Origin of the sequence: Mesorhizobium sp. M1B.F.Ca.ET.045.04.1.1, assembly GCF_003952465.1 — a bacterium.
Taxonomy (GTDB): Bacteria; Pseudomonadota; Alphaproteobacteria; order Rhizobiales; family Rhizobiaceae; genus Mesorhizobium; species Mesorhizobium shonense.
Genome location: NZ_CP034448.1, coordinates 1,741,836 through 1,758,335 on the forward strand (window position 1 = coordinate 1,741,836; position 16,500 = coordinate 1,758,335).

The 16,500-nt window shown below is 64.3% G+C and carries 12 protein-coding genes and 1 pseudogene; 6 read left to right on the forward strand and 7 right to left on the reverse strand.

Translation table 11 applies throughout. The features are described from left to right. Positions 1-93: 93 nt before the first annotated feature. The 3 genes from fdxA to EJ071_RS08510 form a co-directional block, all read right to left on the reverse strand. A complete protein-coding gene (fdxA, locus tag EJ071_RS08500; RefSeq protein WP_059189985.1) occupies positions 94-432 on the reverse strand; it encodes a ferredoxin FdxA in 339 nt (112 codons plus the stop codon). Positions 433-685: 253 nt separating this feature from the next. After that, positions 686-1,072 (reverse strand): RNA-binding S4 domain-containing protein, encoded by a 387-nt coding sequence (locus tag EJ071_RS08505; protein WP_126097477.1) that lies wholly within the window; start codon positions 1,070-1,072, stop codon positions 686-688. A gap of 14 nt (positions 1,073-1,086) precedes the next feature. Beyond that, positions 1,087-4,440 carry a helicase-related protein gene (locus EJ071_RS08510; RefSeq protein ID WP_126097478.1) on the reverse strand — a complete coding sequence of 1,118 codons (3,354 nt, stop codon included), beginning with the start codon at positions 4,438-4,440 and terminating at the stop codon, positions 1,087-1,089. A 104-nt stretch (positions 4,441-4,544) separates the two neighbouring features. On the opposite strand from EJ071_RS08510, the gene EJ071_RS38405 reads away from it, so the two are divergent. Beyond that, complete coding sequence (locus tag EJ071_RS38405) at positions 4,545-4,691, forward strand: hypothetical protein (protein WP_189521428.1); 147 nt, start codon at positions 4,545-4,547, stop codon at positions 4,689-4,691. A 468-nt stretch (positions 4,692-5,159) separates the two neighbouring features. On the opposite strand, the gene phbB is transcribed toward EJ071_RS38405, so the two are convergent. Both phbB and EJ071_RS08520 read right to left on the reverse strand, forming a co-directional pair. Beyond that, on the reverse strand, positions 5,160-5,885 hold the full coding sequence (phbB, locus tag EJ071_RS08515; RefSeq protein WP_126097479.1) for an acetoacetyl-CoA reductase: 726 nt from the start codon (positions 5,883-5,885) through the stop codon (positions 5,160-5,162). A 136-nt stretch (positions 5,886-6,021) separates the two neighbouring features. After that, positions 6,022-7,209 carry an acetyl-CoA C-acetyltransferase gene (locus EJ071_RS08520; RefSeq protein ID WP_126097480.1) on the reverse strand — a complete coding sequence of 396 codons (1,188 nt, stop codon included), beginning with the start codon at positions 7,207-7,209 and terminating at the stop codon, positions 6,022-6,024. A gap of 305 nt (positions 7,210-7,514) precedes the next feature. Here EJ071_RS08520 and phaR point away from each other — a divergent pair, with 305 nt between their 5' ends. Then, entirely contained in the window at positions 7,515-8,108 is a 594-nt protein-coding gene (gene phaR, locus EJ071_RS08525; protein WP_126097481.1) for a polyhydroxyalkanoate synthesis repressor PhaR, read from the forward strand. A 241-nt stretch (positions 8,109-8,349) separates the two neighbouring features. On the opposite strand, the gene EJ071_RS08530 is transcribed toward phaR, so the two are convergent. Beyond that, positions 8,350-9,507, reverse strand: a complete 1,158-nt coding sequence (locus EJ071_RS08530) for a citrate synthase (RefSeq protein ID WP_126097482.1) — start codon at positions 9,505-9,507, stop codon at positions 8,350-8,352. A 92-nt stretch (positions 9,508-9,599) separates the two neighbouring features. Here EJ071_RS08530 and EJ071_RS08535 point away from each other — a divergent pair, with 92 nt between their 5' ends. After that, on the forward strand, positions 9,600-10,700 hold the full coding sequence (locus tag EJ071_RS08535) for a citrate synthase/methylcitrate synthase (RefSeq protein WP_126097483.1): 1,101 nt from the start codon (positions 9,600-9,602) through the stop codon (positions 10,698-10,700). A 410-nt stretch (positions 10,701-11,110) separates the two neighbouring features. Next, positions 11,111-12,240, forward strand: a pseudogene (locus EJ071_RS08540) (patatin-like phospholipase family protein). Between the two features lie 93 nt (positions 12,241-12,333). Here EJ071_RS08540 and EJ071_RS08545 read toward each other — a convergent pair. Further along, a complete protein-coding gene (locus tag EJ071_RS08545; protein ID WP_126097484.1) occupies positions 12,334-13,218 on the reverse strand; it encodes an AraC family transcriptional regulator in 885 nt (294 codons plus the stop codon). Between the two features lie 308 nt (positions 13,219-13,526). Between EJ071_RS08545 and EJ071_RS08550 the strand changes: the two genes are divergently transcribed. Both EJ071_RS08550 and EJ071_RS08555 read left to right on the forward strand, forming a co-directional pair. Continuing rightward, positions 13,527-14,948: a coniferyl aldehyde dehydrogenase gene (locus EJ071_RS08550; protein WP_126097485.1), complete on the forward strand. Its 1,422-nt coding sequence runs from the start codon at positions 13,527-13,529 to the stop codon at positions 14,946-14,948. A 365-nt stretch (positions 14,949-15,313) separates the two neighbouring features. After that, positions 15,314-16,486 carry an efflux RND transporter periplasmic adaptor subunit gene (locus EJ071_RS08555; protein WP_126097486.1) on the forward strand — a complete coding sequence of 391 codons (1,173 nt, stop codon included), beginning with the start codon at positions 15,314-15,316 and terminating at the stop codon, positions 16,484-16,486. The last annotated feature ends 14 nt before the right edge of the window (positions 16,487-16,500 follow it).

Sequence of the window (16,500 nt, forward strand, 5' to 3'; positions counted from 1 at the left end):
GTTCGCTAACGCCAAACGCCGTCGCTGTCTGTCAAGACAGCAATTGTATCGGGCCTGTTACGCTGCGTCATGCCGACCTAGCCGGCTCGGCAGTCAGTCGCCTTCGCCAGGCTCCGGCGAGAAATATTTCTCGAACTTTCCGGTCTCGCCGTCGAAGGTCTTGGCATCTGCCGGCGGCTCTTTCTTGGCGGTGATGTTGGGCCATTTCTCGGCGTATTCGGAATTGACCTGCAACCATTTGTCGAGACCGGACTCGGTGTCCGGCTTGATCGCGTCGGCCGGGCATTCCGGCTCGCAGACGCCGCAGTCGATGCACTCGTCAGGGTGAATGACGAGCATGTTCTCGCCTTCGTAGAAACAGTCGACCGGACAGACCTCGATGCAGTCCATGTATTTGCATTTTATGCAATTGTCGGTCACGACATAGGTCATCGCAGGCTCCGGGACGTCCCGTTTTTGTTGGGCTTTTCAGGGTGAGGTAACGCCTTTGCCCTTCGCTGGCAAGGGCGGGGCTTGCTGCCGGAGCCGGCGTTGCGGAACAGAATTCCAACCGGTCGCCGCGACGCGGTTCAGTCGTCTCTTCTAAAGCGCGTCGCGATCTTTCAGATTCGCTCCCTGCGCTTTAGTTTTTTGAATTTACGCATGTCTTTGTCCCGAAACCGGTTCCCACTTTCGGGAGACATGCTTAGTCCTCGCCGCGCAGGCGGTCGGTGTGCCGGCGCTCCCGCTTGGTCGGACGGCCGCTGCCGGTCTCGCGCAGCGCCGGAATGGCGTCGGGAACGGCCTCACCCTTGGGCGTGGGTGGGGGCGACATATCCTCGTAGAGCAGTCGCGCTTCCTCCGCCGGGCCGCGCCGGGTTCCTGGCCCAAGCACTTTCCAGACCATGATACGGCGGTCGAGCGTGATGGTCAGGACATCGCCGGCCTTGACCAGATCCGAGGCCTGCGCTGCTTTGTCGCGATTGATGCGGACGCGTCCTGCAATGACGAGCTTCGCCGCCAGGGAGCGCGATTTCACCGCGCGCGAGAAGAACAGCCATTTGTCGATGCGCTGGCGTCCTTCTCCAACCATTGCACCGGCCGAGGCTATTTCTTCAGCTGGTCGCGCAAGGCGGCGAGCTTGGCGAAGGGCGAATCCGGGTCGAAGCGCTGCGGACGCTCCTCGCGTGGCTTGCTCTGGAAGGCCGGCTTGTTGTCGCCCGCGGCATTTCCTTTGCCGCCCTGCCTGTTGCCCTTCCAGTCCGGCCGCCCCTCGCGGCGGTCGCCGGTTTCCGGCCTCGGCTTGAACTTCGAGCGATCGAAGCGAGGTTTGCCGGCGCCGTCGCGCTGGTCGCGACGGCCTTCGTGGGTCGGCCGATCTCCGGCCTGGCCGCCAGTGGCGCCCGCCTGGCCATCATGCGCAGTCAGTGCGCCGCGCTGACGGTTATCGCGTCGGTTGTCATGGTGGCGATGGCGCGGGCGCTGATGATCGAAGCGCGCCTGTCGCCACAGAAGGATCGGCTTCGGCTCTTCTTGCTCGGCTGGGGCTTCGCCGGCCTTACCCTCCCCCTCGTGGGGAGGGTCGGCGCGCAGCGCCGGGGCGGGGGGAGCGCCGGCACCGGCGGTATTGGTGCCGTCTGCATCGCCGGCGCCATCACCCCCACCCGCGTCGCTTCGCGCCGCGACCTCCCCCATCGAGGGGGAGGTCGGAGCCTCGGTGGCCTGCTCTGGCGCAGGAGCGGCTTCTCCTACAGCTTCAGTTTGAGGCTGCTCTTCCGACACGGGCTCTACGCCGGCCTCAGCGGCAGACTCCGTGCCTCCGTCGGTCGTAGCTTCGGTAGCTTGTATTTCGGCTATCGGTTCCGAGCCTTCGGCGGCGGTATCGGCAGCCGGCATCTCAGCCGCCTTTGCAGCGCGCGCGGCCTCTTCCGCGGCGAGCTTCGCGGCGGCGGCTTCGCGGGCGGCGCTGTCCAGCGCGTCGAGCTTGGCCTTGACTTCGGCGGCCGGCTTCGGCTCGGAACGATAGCCCAAGCCCTTGAGGATCTCTTCCATGTCGTCGGCGGTGGCGCCGAGGATCGACATCATCGGCGGCGTCACCATGAAGGCGTGGCCGTCATAAGCGCCGTCAGGGCGCTGACCGAGGCCGGGCTTCCAGTTGGTCGCCGGGCGGATGAGATCGGCGAGCCTTTCCAAAATGTCGACACGCACGGCGCGGCGGCCGAGGTTGCGGTAGCCGGCGAGTTTGTAGAAGGTCTTGTCGAAGGCCGGGTCGATGACCACCGAGGTGCGGCCCGACGCCAGCGCATGGACGACGTCGCCGAAGCCCGGCTTGTCCTTGCCCTCGTTCTTCAGCGCCCAGAGCAGCGTCACCAGCCCGGCCGGCGCCGGCTTGATCAGCGCCGGCACGAAGACGTGGTAGGCGCCGAAGCGCACGCCAAGGCGCCGCAGTGCCGCGCGGCCCTCCTGGTCGAGCGACTTCATTTCCTCGGCGATGTCGCGGCGGTTGATGAGGCCGAAATGCTCGACGAGCTGGAAGGCTATGCCACGCGCGATGCCGGCGAGCTGGTCGGCATTCTTCAAGTCGACGAGCGGCTTCAGCAGCGACTCGATCTGGAAATTGACGAAACGCTCGGCGCGCGCCGCGACCTTGTCGCGGGCCGGCCCGGTGAGCTGTTCGTCGGCAAGCAGCACAAGCCGCGGCTTCAGCGCCTCGTCACCGGCGACCAGCGTGCCGATCGGTGCGCCGATCCAGCGCAATATGCCGTCCGAGCCCAATGCCAGATCGCCGTTGGCGCAGGCGGCAAAGCGCTCCGAGCGCGCCTCGAATTCCGTGCTGAGCGCCTTCTGGGCGGCGGTGCGCACCGCCTTGGCATCCTCGCCGCCGGCGCTCTGGTCGGCGGTGAAGCGGAATCCCTGCAGCTCGCCGACGTGATGGCCTTCGACGAGGACGGTTCCGGTTGGGCTGATTTCGGCTTCAGGCATGGTATTTTCTCTAAGGCGCCGCATGAGGACGGAAGTCCTGCGGTCTACGAAGCGTTTCGTCAACCGCTCATGCAGCGCATCCGACAATCTGTCTTCGATTTCGCGCGTCTTTTCCTGCCAGTGTAGCTGATCGGCCAGCCAGTTCGGTCGGTTGGAGACGAAGGTCCAGGTGCGGATCTGTGCGATCCGGTGCGACAGCGTGTCGATATCGCCATCCGTCGTGTCGGCTCGCCGCACCTGCTCGGCCATGTAATTCTCATCGACATGGCCATGGCGCGCAAGGTCCATGTAGATCGAGGCGATAAGGTCAGCATGCTGCGCGGGCGCGATCTTGCGGTAGTCCGGCAGCGCGCAGGCTTCCCAAAGCAGCGCCACGCGCTCCTTGCCGCTGGCAAGCGCGCGGATATCCTCGTCGCGCGACAGATGTTCCAGCGCCTGGGCGTCCACCACCGGCAATGCCCGGGTCAGCCCTTCGACCGGCGCGTTGGTCTCGATCGAGCGCTTCAGGGCATCGAGGCTGGTGAAATCGAAATCGACGGTGCGCCACTGCAGCACCTTCACCGGGTCGAAGTCGTGTCCTTCGATCTTCTTGACCAGATCCTCGTCGAACGGATCGACCTGACCGGTGACGCCGAAGGTACCGTCACGCAGATGCCGCCCGGCGCGGCCGGCGATCTGGCCGAGCTCGGCGGCGGTCAGGTTGCGGTACTGGTAGCCGTCGAACTTGCGGTTCTGGGCGAAGGCGACGTGCTCGAGATCGAGGTTCAGCCCCATGCCGATGGCGTCGGTGGCGACGAGATAATCGACATCGCCAGACTGGAAGATCTCCACCTGGGCATTGCGGGTGCGGGGCGAGAGCGCGCCGAGCACGACTGCCGCGCCACCCTGCTGGCGGCGGATCAGCTCGGCGATGGCATAGACCTCGTCGGCGGAGAAGGCGACGATCGCCGTGCGCCGCGGCAGGCGGGTGAGCTTCTTCGAGCCGGCATAGGCGAGATGCGACAGCCGCGGCCGCGTCACCACCGAAATGCCCTTCAGCAGTTTCTGCAAGATGCCGTGCATGGTGGCGGCACCGAGCAGCAGCGTCTCCTGGCGGCCGCGCAAATGCAGGATGCGGTCGGTGAAGATGTGGCCGCGTTCCAGGTCGCTCGCGAGCTGCACCTCGTCGATGGCGACGAAGGCCGCATCGGTCTCGCGCGGCATCGCCTCGACGGTGCAGACAGAATATTTCGCAGCTGCCGGAATGATCTTCTCTTCGCCGGTGATGAGCGCCACCTTGTGGGCGCCGACCTTCTCGCAGACGCGCGTGTAGACCTCGCGGGCAAGCAGTCTGAGCGGCAGGCCGATGATGCCACTCTCATGCGCCACCATGCGCTCGATGGCGAGGTGGGTCTTGCCGGTGTTGGTGGGGCCGAGCACGGCCGTCACGTCGCGGCCCGAAAGGATCAGCGGCTGGGTGTGTTTCGGCTGGATGTTCATCGGCTGGGAAATGACGCTTTCTGCCGCTTGTTGTCGGGAACGCGGCGGTGCCGCCGCGTGTGACAGGCGACACATAGGGATTTCAGACGCGAAGCGAAAGCGGAATGTTCCCTGAAAAAAATGGCGCGCCGACGGGCAAGGTCAAAATCTGCGGCCGATTAACCGTTGGAACGAGTCTGGAACGAATCGGCGACGAATCGCTGACTCGGCCTGATTCAGGTTTTGTTCACGGCTATATGTGGATTTTTTGACGCTGAGTCTCACCACATGCTGAATCCAAGAACTGGCCCGTTTCATGCTTGGCTCGGGCGCGCTTCGAACGGCCGTTAACTTTTGCCGGCGAACGGTGGCGGCTTACCTGAGTGCAGTCGCCAAAGTTATGAAATGGTTGATCTTTCCTAATCGCCCATTAATTATTTTGACGCCGTTTCCGCTCCGCGCGTTAACTTTTCGGCCAAAGCCGGAACGAATCGGCGACGAATCAGCGATCTACGAACTTTCCCGTTTTGTTCACCTCTAGATATGGTGTTGTCCACAGCTTGCGCACCGAAAATTCACAAGCTGTGAACGGGATTTCGCATAGGGCGCGCGGAAGCCGTTAACTTTTGCGTGCCGAATTGAGGCATGCGTCACGCGTTCCGCCGGGAGCGCAGACAAAAACAGGTGGCCCGATTTCTCCGGGCCACCTGCCATCGAAGAACATCAGGTGAGATAAGATCTCAGGTGAAATACTGGCCGCCATTGGCGCTGATGGTCGAGCCGGTGATGAAACCGGCCTCGTCCGACGCCAGAAAGACGACGCAGCGCGCGACCTCTTCCGGCTCGCCGAGACGGCCGACAGGGATCTGCGGGATGATGCGCTCGTTGAGCACCTTCTCGTCGATCGCCTTGACCATCTCGGTGGCGATATAGCCCGGGCAGATGACGTTGACGGTGATGCCCGCGCGGGCACCTTCCTGGGCAAGCGCCTTCGAGAAGCCGATGTCGCCGGCCTTGGCGGCGGAGTAATTGACCTGGCCGGCCTGGCCCTTCTGGCCGTTGATCGAGGAGATGGTGATGACGCGGCCGAACTTGCGGTCGCGCATGCCGCTCCAGAGCGGATGCGTCATGTTGAAGACGCCGGAGAGGTTGGTGTCGACAACCTCCTTCCACTGCTCGCGGGTCATCTTGTGGAACATGGCGTCGCGGGTGATGCCGGCATTGTTGACCAGCACCGAGACCGGGCCGAGATCGGCCTCCACCTGTTTAATCCCGGCGGCGCAGGCATCGTAGTCGGCGACCGACCATTTGTAGACGGGGATGCCGGTCTCGGCCTTGAATTTCTGCGCCGCTTCGTCGTTGCCGGCATAGTTCGCGGCCACCGAATAACCGGCGCTCTTCAGCGCCACCGATATCGCCGCGCCGATGCCTCGCGATCCGCCCGTGACTATTGCGACTTTGGACATGAAGTTCCTCCCTTTTTTGGTCGGAGGAGCGAATAGGGAGTAGCGAATAGCGAATAGCGAGTAGGGATCTGATATCCCGCCGCGCGACGCTTTTTCTTCCCTATTCGCTACTCCCTATTCGCTATTCGCTACTGCCTCAGTTCAACGCTTCAACGCACATGGCGACGCCCATGCCACCGCCGATGCACAGCGTCGCCAGGCCCTTCTTGGCGCCGCGGCGGCGCATTTCATGGACCAGCGTGTTGAAGACACGGGCGCCGGAAGCGCCGATCGGATGGCCGATGGCGATGGCGCCGCCATTGACGTTGACGATCGAGGGATCCCAGCCCATGCCCTTGTTGACGGCGCAAGCCTGCGCGGCGAACGCCTCGTTGGCCTCGACGAGATCGAGGTCCTTGACCGACCAGCCGGCCTTTTCCAGCGCCCTTTTCGAGGCCGGGATCGGGCCGGTGCCCATGATCGCCGGGTCGACGCCGGCGGTCGCCCAGGAAGCGATGCGCACCAGCGGCGTGATGCCGCGCCTGGCGGCTTCGGCCTCGGTCATCAGCAGCGCGCCGGCGGCGCCGTCATTGATGCCTGAAGCATTGGCGGCAGTGACCGTGCCGTCCTTGTCGAAGGCGGGCTTCAGCTTGGTCATGGCGTCCAGCGTCGCGCCATGGCGGATATATTCGTCCTGGTCGACGATGGTGTCGCCCTTCTTGCCCTTGATGGTGAAGGCGACGATCTCGTCCTTGAACTTGCCGGCCTTCTGTGCCGCTTCGGCCTTGTTCTGCGAGGCGAGCGCGAACTCGTCCTGGTCGTCGCGGGTGATCTGGAACTGACGGGCGACGTTCTCGGCGGTGTTGCCCATGTGGTAGCCGTTGAAGGCATCCCACAGGCCGTCCTTGATCATGGTGTCGATCATCTTGTAGTCGCCCATCTTGACGCCGGCGCGCAGATGCTGGGCATGCGGCGAGAGCGACATCGATTCCTGGCCGCCGGCGACGATCAGCTTGGCATCGCCGGTGGCGATCTGCTGCATGCCGAGGGCGATTGCCCGCAGCCCCGAGCCGCAAACCTGGTTGAGGCCCCAGGCGGTGGTCTCCTTGGGCAGGCCGGCATTGATCGAGGCCTGGCGGGCTGGGTTCTGTCCCTGGGCGGCGGTCAGCACCTGCCCGAGGATGACCTCGTCGACCTCGCCTGCCTCGACGCCGGCCCGCGCGAGCAGTTCCTTGATGACCACGGCGCCGAGCTCATGTGCCGGCGTCGCGGCGAAACTGCCATTGAAGGACCCGACCGCCGTGCGGGCGGCGCTGGCAACGACGATTGAATTGGAAGCGGACATTTTCTTCTCCAGACTTCGAGGTGTCGTGTTTTAGGCGATCATTGAAGACTTTTCTTGCCCGTTAGGGAACCCGAGTCAAACCGGAAATGGGCATGGCCGCCATGCGCGGCAAGCAGGTCGGGCGCCTATCGTGACAGCGCAGCCATCAGCGCGCGGTACAATTTGCTCCGCTCATTCCGCATTAAATGATGCCGCACTGCACAAACCACTTGGAATTGTGACGCTTTTGCGCATATCCTCGACAAATGGCGCAATCGTTACCGGCCGCTTACTCTGAACGCGCCGGTATCCTGGGGAGGATACGGATGGCCGCAAAAGACGACCCGATCGTCATCAAGAAATATGCCAACCGCCGGCTCTACAACACCGGCACCAGCACCTATGTCACGCTCGAGGATCTGGCCGAGATGGTCAAGAAGGGCGAGGAGTTCACCGTGCAGGACGCCAAGACCGGCGACGACATCACGCATCCGGTGCTCACACAGATCATCTTCGAGCTGGAGAACAAGGATGGGCAGAACATGCTGCCGATCCCGTTCCTTCGCCAGCTGATCTCCTTCTACGGCGATCAGATGCAGATGATCGTGCCGAGCTTCCTCGAACAGTCGATGATCGCCTTCTCCAAGGAGCAGGAGCGCTTCCGCGAGCAGCTCAAGGGCGCCTTCGGCAAGACGCCGATCGACATGATGAAGACGCCGATGAAGGCGCTGGAGGAACAGACGCGCCGGAACGTGGAAATGTTCCAGAACGCGATGCGCATGTTCACGCCGTTCCCGTCCGCGGGGAACAATTCCGCGGCGCCTGCCGAGCCGCCGAAGAAGGAAGAGAAATCCGACGATCTGCAGGAATTGAAGGCGCAGATCGCCGCGATGCAGCGCAAGCTCGACACGATGTCCTGACGGGTGTGTTGGCGGTTGCGAACGCTTGTGGTGGTCGAGGCGTCTCTGACGTCGTCATCCTAGGGCGGAGCAAGGAGCGAAGCGACGCGCGCAGACCCTAGGATCCATGCCGTTACATTAAAGCGTTGCAGCAATTGCAGAATTCTGCACGTTTGTACCCTACGGCAAGGGCCACGGCATGGATACTCGGGTCAAGCCCGAGTATGACGAAGCGATAGGCCTTTCGGCTAATCCCCAACGGTTAGACCATAGATCGTTCCGGCCTTAGCGGCCCGTCGTAACGCGCGCGGGGCCTGATCGGCCTGTTGCTTGTCACTTGTTCGATGGCATGCGCCGTCCAGCCGACGCTGCGGCCGAGCGCGAACAGGCGGAAGGGCGCGTCGGCGGGGAGACGCAGGCTGCGCGTCAGCGCGGCCAGCGCGAAATCGACATTCGGATGCATGCCGGTCGCGGCAACGACGGCGTCGCGCAGATGCAGGAGCCCGTCATCGATCTCGACATCGGGCAGCAAGGCTTCCGCGCGCGGATCGCCTTCGGGGTAAAGTTGATGACCGAAGCCGGGCAGCGGCCGGTCGTGGGCGAGCCAGCGCGCGATCGCCTCGTCCGGGCCCAGCCGTTCCGAATCCTCGACAAGGGCGATCGCCGCGGCGCCGGCGCCGCCGTGGCGCGGGCCGGTGAGGGTGGCGAGACCGGCAAGCAGGCAGGCCGCGATCGGCGCGCCGGTGGAGGCCGCCACGCGCGCGGCAAAAGTCGAGGCGTTGAGCTCGTGATCGGCAAGCAGCACCAGCGCCTTGCGGATGAGATCGGCGCCGGCCGCGTCGACCGACCAGGCGCGCGCCAGCCTTTCATGCACCGGCTCCGATCCGAAGATCGCGCCGAGCGCGGTGGCGATCACGCTTATCGCATTGGCGCCGTCCTGCTGCAGCATGGCCGGCCTGCGGCCGAGCGAAGGCCGGCCTTCGCCCGCAAGCGCCGAGAGTCTCGCAAATGCCGTGGAAGCACCGCTCTGCCGCGCGGTCGAAGGGGTCAGCGAAGCGAAGGATACGGCAGCGCCGGAGGCCCATAACAGGCCGGCGGTTTGCTCAAGCGTTGCCGCCGCCGCAAACGCCACGGCATCCTGGCCGCGATAGACGAGGCGGCCATGCAGCACCGTCGAGATGGCGGTGGTGATCGCCGGCTCGCCCCAGGCGATGGCGCTCTCGGCAATCGCCTGCGGGCTGCGTCCGCGCGCCCGGCGGGTGGCAAGCGCGGCAATGTCGTCGGCACGATACTGGCTGCGGCGCGGGTCCACTTCGTCGGGCCGCATGCCGATGCGGCCGCGGCTGACATAGGCATAAAGCGTCTGCGGCCGCACGTTGAGCCGCGTCAGCGCTTCCTCTCGTGTCAACCATTCGGACATGCCTGGTGCCTCACATTGATTCTATTGATCAAGATTGATGCATTGGTTGCGCAGCATTAATTGCAGTGCACAAAAGGTCAAGGAGACAAGTCATGGCAAACGGGCTTGATGATGTTGTGGCGGCGGACACGGTGCTTTCCGATGTCGATGGCGCGGGCGGCCATCTCACCATCCGAGGCCATTCCCTGACGGAACTCGCCGCCCATTGGCGTTATGGCCAGGTGGTGCGCCTCTTGTTCGACGGCTTCTTCGACGAGCTTCCCGGTGATGCCGAGCTGGAAAAAGCCATCGGCGATGCGCGCGTCGAGGTTTTCGAACGGCTGCAGCCGATGCTGACGGAGCTCGCGCCGCTCCATATCTACAGCGCCATGCGCGCCGGCATCGCCCTGCTGCCCGACGGCGATGGGCTTGCCGATGCGCTGCGGCTGACCGCGGCGCCGGCGGTGCTCACGCCGGCCCTGCTGCGGCTCAGCCGCGGCAAGAAGCCGATCGCTCCGGATGCAAGCGCCGATCATGCCGCCGATATGCTCAAGATGCTCGGCGGCACCGCATCGCCGGCGCTTGCCAAGGCGCTCGACACCTATCTGGTGACGGTCTGCGACCACGGGCTCAACGCCTCGACCTTCGCGACGCGCGTGGTGGCATCGACGCAGGCCGGCTTGACCTCGGCGATCCTGGCCGGGCTCGGCGCGCTCAAGGGTCCGCTGCATGGCGGCGCGCCGGGGCCGGTGATCGAGATGCTCGACGCGATCGAGGCGAGCGGCGACGCCGCCGCCTGGCTGCGCGACGAGATCGCGCGCGGCGAGCGCATCATGGGCTTCGGCCACCGCATCTACCGCGTGCGCGATCCGCGCGCCGACGTGCTGAAGGCCGTGGTGCGGCGACTTGGCGCCAGGAGCCAGACGAGTAGCGGGAAGGCGGGCAGCCGGCTGGCCTTCGCCGAAACGGTGGAGCAGGCGGCGCTCGACGTGCTCAGGATCGCCAAGCCCCAGCGTTCGATCCAGACCAATGTCGAGTTCTATACGGCGCTGCTGCTCGAAGCCGCCGGCTTCCCTGAGGAAGCGTTCTCCAACGTCTTTGCCGCCGGCCGCGTCGCCGGCTGGATCGCCCACGCGCGCGAGCAGCAGGTGACCGGGCGGATGATCCGGCCGCAGTCGCGCTATGTCGGGCCGGTGCCCGATCTCGTCGCCTGACAGCGCGGATCGGTGATCATTGCACCGCGTAAACGTTCGGAATTGGCCGAAGCCCCTCGAACTTCGTCATTCCAGGGCGACGCGAAGCGTAGACCCTGGAATCCATGCCGATACATCAAGCGAAGAATGCGGCGATCCAGAACGAGCGCATGGCGCTGCCGTCGCTCTTTCTGCACCGTCGCGGCTCTCGAAAGTCACGGCATGGATCCTATGGTCTGCGCCGCGTCGCTTCGCTCCTTGCTCCGCCATAGGATGACGAAGGCGACTGCCGAAATTTCAACAGATCACGCTTGTGTGTTCGTGTTCTTGCCTTGGTCCGCCCTTATATGCTGCGCTGCAACATAGGCTGATTGCGCTGGGCTGCTCCTTATGACGCAAGGGCAGGCCGAAGCATCAAGACAAGGAACGTCATGGCGAAGAACGGCAAGGCGGGGGAAAAGAAGAAGATCAACGTCGCGCTCCAGGGCGGCGGTTCGCACGGCGCCTTCTCCTGGGGGTGCTCGACCGCCTGCTCGAGGACGGGCGGCTGGACATCGCGGCCGTGTCCGGCACCAGCGCCGGCGCCATGAACGCGGTCGCGCTGGCTGACGGCTTCGTGCGCGGCGGCGTCGAGGGCGCGCGCAAGAAGCTCGACAAGTTCTGGCGTGCGGTGGCCTCGAAGGGCCGCTTCAGCCCGGTGCAGCGCATGCCGTGGGATGTCGTGTGGGGCAACTGGTCGATCGAGAATACGCCCGGCTATTTTTTCTTCGATACCATGTCGCGGGTCTTCTCGCCTTACATCGCCAATCCGCTCGGCCTCAACCCGCTGCGCGACGTGGTCGAGAAAGAAATCGATTTCCGCAATGTGCGCGCCTGCAAGTCGATCGAGCTCTTCATCTCGGCGACCAATGTCGAGACCGGACAGCTGCGCGTTTTCTCCGACGGCGAGATCGACCTCGACACGGTGATGGCTTCCGCCTGCCTGCCGCAATTGTTCCGCGCGGTCGAGATCAAGGGGGTGCCTTACTGGGACGGCGGCTATGGCGGCAATCCGGCGCTCTATCCTTTCTTCAAGACGGCGGCGACCGAGGATGTGCTGCTGGTGCAGATCAATCCGGTGGTGCGCGAAGGCACGCCGAAGAGCGCCAACGAGATCCAGAACCGGATCGACGAGATCACCTTCAACGCAGGGCTCCTGCGCGAATTCCGCTCGATTGCCTTCGTCAAGGAGCTGATCGCGGCCGGCCGCCTGCCGCATGGCGAATACCGCGATATCCGCATGCACAGGATCGACGCCGACGAGGCGTTCAAGGATCTCTCGGCCTCGTCCAAGGTCAATGCCGAATGGGCCTTCCTCGCCTATCTGCGCGACCTCGGCCGAAATGCCGCCAGCGACTGGCTGGAGGAAAATTACGACGCCGTCGGCAGCCAGGCGACGCTCGACCTGTCGGGCGAGCTCGACGACGGCTTCAAGCCGGTGCGCGGTCCGGCGCCGGGGCGCCGCGTCAAGGAATTCCTCGCAGCGCGCATCAAGCCGGAATCGGCGCGACGCCGCGCCTGATTTGCCAGGTCGCGACCTCACAAAGATCGAGATCGTTGGATGGCGGCCTGTCCCGCTTCTCGCTCGGACAGGACAAGCCGCTTTCCTGTCGCGCTATTTCAGAGGGAGAAAGAGTTCGACGATGATCTCGGGCACCGCCATCTCTGGGGAGAAGGACAGCCGTCGTTGGCAATAGACCGGAAAGTCGCGTGCTTCCTCGCCGCTGGCCGGAAGCCATTCACGATAAAGGTAAAGCGCGGCGGGCTCCAGATTGTTGGTATTGCCGGGGTAGCGCAGCACCGCACAGCGTCCGCCGGGGATCACGCCAGCCTTCATCTGCTCGTCGTTCGCGTCGATCGGCTGGTCGGTCCCGACGCAAATGTCCATGCTGTAGTCGGCCGCGACAGCGGGACATCTCTCGGAACGGAAGACATTGAAGGTCGGGCTTGTTTCGGGCGACAGGCCGGCGGCCTTGCGCCAGGCGATGAACCGCTGGATCGTAGCGCCGAGCGTCGCCCGGTCACCCCGATGCTCCATGATCGCCACCGGGGTGGGAGGCACATCGCGGATCGTCACGTCGTCGCGGGTAAAAATTATCTGCATGAGCTTTCTCCTGGCGTTGTCGAGAGGCCCGAAGGCCATAAGCCACGCCCCCCAGTCGGGAGATCTCCGGAACGACGAAGGCGATTGCCCGCACCGTTGCCGAAAGGCGCGGGCGAAGGCATCCGGTGCGTCGTAACCGGCATCCATCGCTATATCCGTGACGCTTTCGGCATCCCCGTAGCCCAGCCGGTATGAAGCGCGCTTCATGCGGGCGAGCTGGATATAGCGATGCACGGACAGCCCGAAGGTCGCCGTGAACTGCCGGTGGAAATGATATTTCGAATAGGCTGCGACGCTGCTCAGCGCGTCCAGGTCCAGATCGTCGTCCAGATGCCGGTCTATGTGATCCAGCACCCGCTGCATCCGGGCAAGGTAGTTTTGCAGCGCCGCCTGCATCGTTCTGTTCTCCGTGGCAGCTCCAGCTAAGCGGCGCGGACATGAGGCGCTCGACCGATCTTGCGGTTTTGTCACCGGCCGCACACCATCGCCAAGGGCTGTTTACGCACGCCCAATTAACGCTTGAACGGCGAAAAGGGCCATTTGCGGACCGGTGACTTTCTTGTGTCGATGACGGGTGCCAAACGGCATATTTGAGGCGTTCGGATCGGGGCAACCGCCGGGAACATTCCCCGACGGAACCGGGGCAATGCTGGATTCGATTGCCAGGCCGATGTAACTTACCTGAACGTAAAGGGGAGGTAGCGATGCTGCAGACCAGACAGAACTCCCTCGGGGTCAGGTTTGAAGCGCAGTGCAGGGCCTTCGAGAAGGAGCCTTTTCCCAGCCTCGAGGTGCGCAAGGACCGGCTCAAGCGCCTGCTCGCTCTCACCGAAAAGCATGAGGCCGAGATCTGCGCGGCGATCGACAGCGATTTTTCCGGCAGGGCTCAGCAGGAAACGCGGCTTGCGGAACTGTTCGTCGTTCGCGCCGGCATCAGGCACGCCATTCGGCATCTGCGCGGATGGATGCGCGAACGCCGCGTCGCCACCAGCCTGCCCTTCCTGCCTGGGCGCAATCGGCTTTTGCCGCAACCGCTCGGCGTCGTCGGCATCGTCTCGCCCTGGAATTATCCGTTCCAGCTCGCCGTCGCGCCGGCGACCGCCGCTTTAGCCGCCGGCAACCGGGTGCTGATCAAGCCTTCCGAACTGACGCCGAAGTTCTCGGACCTGCTCGCCCGCTTGGTAGAGGAGCATTTTTCCCCTGACGAGATGAGCGTGGCGGTCGGCGATGCCGACGTCGGCAAGACATTCGTGTCGATGCCTTTCGATCATCTCCTGTTCACCGGCTCCACCGCGGTCGGCCGGCAGGTGGCGCTGGCCGCGGCCGCCAATCTGACGCCGGTCACGCTCGAGCTCGGCGGCAAGTCGCCGGCGATCTTCGATCAATCCTGCGATCTCGATGCTGCCGTCGCAAGCGTCGCCTATGGCAAGCTTTTGAATGCAGGCCAAACCTGCATCGCGCCCGACTATCTGATGGTCCCGCAAGGGCAAGGTGCGGCGATCGCCACAAAGCTCGCCGCCGCGATGGCGCGGCTCTATCCTCGCCTCGCCGACAATCCCGACTACACGGCGATCGTCAGCGAACGGCACCGCCAACGGCTGAGCGACATGATTGCCGAGGCGCGCGAAGGCGGCGCCGATGTCACGGAGGTCAACCCGGCAAATGAAGAGCTTGGCGTCACTGACCGCAAGATGGCGCCCGTCCTGGTCAGGAATCCCGGTGAGACCTTGCGGCTGATGCGCGAGGAAATCTTCGGGCCGGTGCTGCCGATCCTCGAATACGGCACGGTCGACGACGCCATCGAGCATGTGAACCGGGGCGAGCGTCCGCTCGCTCTTTATTGGTTCGGCAAGGATAGCGCCAATCGCCAAAGGGTGATGCGGGAAACCGTGGCCGGCGGCGTCACGGTCAATGACTGCATGATGCATCTGGTGCAGGAGCGGCAGCCATTCGGCGGCGTCGGCGAGAGCGGCATGGGCGCCTATCACGGCGAATGGGGCTTCCGGACCTTCAGCAAGGAAAAGCCGATCTTCGTCCAGTCCAGGCTAAGCGCCGGCGGCCTGCTCAGACCGCCCTATGGCAGGACATTCGAGCAGTTGTTCCGCTTGCTGAACTTGATCGGCTGACAGCATTTATTTTCGAAGCGGGCGCGCCTCAGCGTTGTCTCATGCCAATGGGGCAAGTCATTGCGCGAAAAAATTCCGCAGCATGCTGACGCCTACTGCCATCGAGGGTCCCCGCGAACAAAAATATCTGTCCGGACCGGGAAAAGCCGGCTGCCGACGGTCCGAAAAGTGGAAAAAGCCAGCAAGCACCGATTGAAAGCGCAATGATGCTGCAATTTTTCTGACTATATTGCGCCGCAACTTTGAGGTAGAAGCGCGCTTCGCCGATCACGGCAAATTGAACATGGCTTTGCGCGCACCCATATCGGCCGCGCGCCAGGGAGTCGAAGCGCCGACCTCGCCAAGCCCGCAACGGAAAAACGACGATGCCGAAAATCAGGTTTCACAAGCTTGCAGCCATTGCTGTGCTCATCGGATTCGCTGCCTGGATGGCAACGGGCGAGTTCTCGTCCGTGGGCAGCGCCGCCGACCACCAGAATGCAGGGGAGGCAGGCAAAGCAGCGCAATCAGGAGCCGAGAAGCCGAAGACGGCAGAGGCCGAGCCGAAGGCCGCATTGCGCACCGTCGCGGTGGTGACGCCGCCGCGCAAGACCTTCGCGCGGGCGATACGCATCTCGGGCCTCACCGAGGCCGACAAGCGGGCGGTGCTCGCCACGCGCGTCGCCGGCGTCATCGACAAGCTGCCGGTCAAGCAGGGCGATCGCGTCAAGACCGGCGACCTGGTGCTGATGCTTGCCGCCGAGGAGAAGATCTCGAACGTCGACAACGCCAAGCAGCTCCTGGTGCAGCGACAGGCCGAACTCGAAGCGGCGCTCAAGCTGATGAAGACCGGCAACCTGCCCAAGCTGCAGCTCGACACCGCGCGCTCGAACCTCACCGCGGCGCAGTCGATGCTGGAGACGGCACAGGCCGAACTCGACCGCAACGAGGTGAAGGCGCCGTTCGACGGCGTCATCGACCGCGTGCCGGTCGAACTCGGCAGCTCGGTCATGCAAGGCGGCGAGGTGGCGACGATCCTCAAACTCGATCCGGTGATCGCGCGCGGCGAGATCAGCGAGCGCGACCTGCGCTACATCAAGATCGGCGACGAGGCCAATGTGCGCCTGGTCAACGACCAGAAGGTCACCGGCACGGTGCGCTACATCAGCCGGGATGCCTCGTCGCAGACCCGCACCTTCCGCGTCGAGGTGGCGATCCCCAATGGGGATGGCTCCATCCCCGCCGGCATGACGGCCGAGATCACGCTCAGCGCCGAGCCGACCGATGCGGTCATGCTGCCGCGCTCGGTGGTGACGCTGGGCGACAAGGGCGACCTCGGCATCCGCGCCGTCGGCAAGGACGACAAGGTGGCCTTCTTCCCGATCGACCTCGTCGACGATACGCCGCGCGGCCTGGTCCTCGGCGGCATCCCGCGGGATGCGCGCATCATCGTCGCCGGCCAGGAGCTGGTGAAGGAAGGCGATCCGGTGAAGCCCGTCGAGGCCGACCAGGCCACCATCAACAAGCTGATCAGCGAAGCCACCGCCGGCACGCAGTAGCGCGACCGCCCGGC

What these genes read in the sequence shown, in the direction of transcription:
- phbB (WP_126097479.1), bottom strand. Translation starts at nt 5,885, where the DNA reads ATGTCCAAAGTCGCAATAGTCACGGGCGGATCGCGAGGCATCGGCGCG.
- EJ071_RS08505 (WP_126097477.1), bottom strand. Translation starts at nt 1,072, where the DNA reads ATGGTTGGAGAAGGACGCCAGCGCATCGACAAATGGCTGTTCTTCTCG.
- EJ071_RS08550 (WP_126097485.1), top strand. Translation starts at nt 13,527, where the DNA reads ATGCTGCAGACCAGACAGAACTCCCTCGGGGTCAGGTTTGAAGCGCAG.
- EJ071_RS08535 (WP_126097483.1), top strand. Translation starts at nt 9,600, where the DNA reads ATGGCAAACGGGCTTGATGATGTTGTGGCGGCGGACACGGTGCTTTCC.
- phaR (WP_126097481.1), top strand. Translation starts at nt 7,515, where the DNA reads ATGGCCGCAAAAGACGACCCGATCGTCATCAAGAAATATGCCAACCGC.
- fdxA (WP_059189985.1), bottom strand. Translation starts at nt 432, where the DNA reads ATGACCTATGTCGTGACCGACAATTGCATAAAATGCAAATACATGGAC.
- EJ071_RS08510 (WP_126097478.1), bottom strand. Translation starts at nt 4,440, where the DNA reads ATGAACATCCAGCCGAAACACACCCAGCCGCTGATCCTTTCGGGCCGC.
- EJ071_RS08555 (WP_126097486.1), top strand. Translation starts at nt 15,314, where the DNA reads ATGCCGAAAATCAGGTTTCACAAGCTTGCAGCCATTGCTGTGCTCATC.
- EJ071_RS08545 (WP_126097484.1), bottom strand. Translation starts at nt 13,218, where the DNA reads ATGCAGGCGGCGCTGCAAAACTACCTTGCCCGGATGCAGCGGGTGCTG.
- EJ071_RS08520 (WP_126097480.1), bottom strand. Translation starts at nt 7,209, where the DNA reads ATGTCCGCTTCCAATTCAATCGTCGTTGCCAGCGCCGCCCGCACGGCG.
- EJ071_RS08530 (WP_126097482.1), bottom strand. Translation starts at nt 9,507, where the DNA reads ATGTCCGAATGGTTGACACGAGAGGAAGCGCTGACGCGGCTCAACGTG.
- EJ071_RS38405 (WP_189521428.1), top strand. Translation starts at nt 4,545, where the DNA reads ATGTTCCCTGAAAAAAATGGCGCGCCGACGGGCAAGGTCAAAATCTGC.